This is a genomic window from Staphylococcus sp. 231237_7MaSpsaltlick, from assembly GCF_043107035.1.
Genome location: NZ_JBICNX010000159.1, coordinates 1 through 1,040 on the forward strand (window position 1 = coordinate 1; position 1,040 = coordinate 1,040).

General features: G+C 30.1%; 2 protein-coding genes. Both read left to right on the forward strand.

The window, feature by feature from the left end:
• Positions 1-110: 110 nt before the first annotated feature.
• Positions 111-317, forward strand: coding sequence for a DUF4314 domain-containing protein (locus ACF91D_RS30610; RefSeq protein WP_392438511.1), 207 nt, complete (start codon positions 111-113; stop codon positions 315-317).
• A gap of 77 nt (positions 318-394) precedes the next feature.
• On the forward strand, positions 395-901 hold the full coding sequence (locus ACF91D_RS30615; RefSeq protein ID WP_392438512.1) for a hypothetical protein: 507 nt from the start codon (positions 395-397) through the stop codon (positions 899-901).
• Positions 902-1,040: the final 139 nt, after the last annotated feature.

The following is a 1,040-nucleotide window of genomic DNA, read 5'->3' on the forward strand; positions in this document are numbered from 1 at the left end:
GATACATATTAACTGTTTACAAATAAAGAAAAATAGTGTATATTATTAAGTGTAGTAAGGGTTAGCAATTAACCCGAACTGCACAACAAATAAAAAGGTGGTTTTACAGTATGATTAATTTTGAAAAGTTAAAGCGAGAATTACCCGAAGGTACAAGAATTGAGTTAATACACATTAATGATGATTTTTGTAAATTGATGAAAGGAGATAAAGGCACAGTTGAGTGTGTAGATGATATTGGACAGATACACGTTCAATTTGATGAATCTATTAGAATTGGTTTAGATATTGAGGAAGATAGTTTCTTAACTATTTAAAACAACATAGAGGGCGTTAGCCCTCTATATACAAATAAAAAGGTGAAAGACAACAAACACTTAAAAGGAGCATGATTATGGGTACAAGAACAGCAATTTTTCAAGAACAAACAAATGGAGAATTTTTAGGCATTTATGTTCATTATGATGGATATATTGAGGGTGTAGGAGAGACATTATTTGAACACTATAAGAGTAGAGACAAAACGTATGAATTATTAGATAAAAAACTAGCATTAGGTAGTTTGGGACAGACATCAATCATTTTAAACGATGAAGACTATAGAGAATTACATCGTACAAATCCTGAAGAAACAATTAAATACTGTTCGGGCGGTCATATATCAGAGTTCTTTCTTGCAGAATCGTTAGATGAGATTAGAAAGTTTGATTATCTAGTATATAGCGAAGGTCAAATAGATGGATTTTATGTTAAAGGTGAGAATGGTGAAGATGAATTTATACCATATAGAGGTTCAGATAATAATGGATTTCTTTACTATCAAGATTTAAAAGGTGAATGGTTTGTATCGCAAATGGAAGATAAAGCGCCATATAATATGAAGGAATTTGAAAAATTATAAAAACATAAAGAAAAATGAATAAACTATTTACAAATAAAGAAAAATAGTGTATAGTATTAAGTGTAGTAAGGGTTAGCAATTAACCCGAACTACACAACAAATAAAAAGGCGGTTTTACAAATGGAAAGAGTACTACAGG

What these genes read in the sequence shown, in the direction of transcription:
- ACF91D_RS30615 (WP_392438512.1), top strand. Translation starts at nt 395, where the DNA reads ATGGGTACAAGAACAGCAATTTTTCAAGAACAAACAAATGGAGAATTT.
- ACF91D_RS30610 (WP_392438511.1), top strand. Translation starts at nt 111, where the DNA reads ATGATTAATTTTGAAAAGTTAAAGCGAGAATTACCCGAAGGTACAAGA.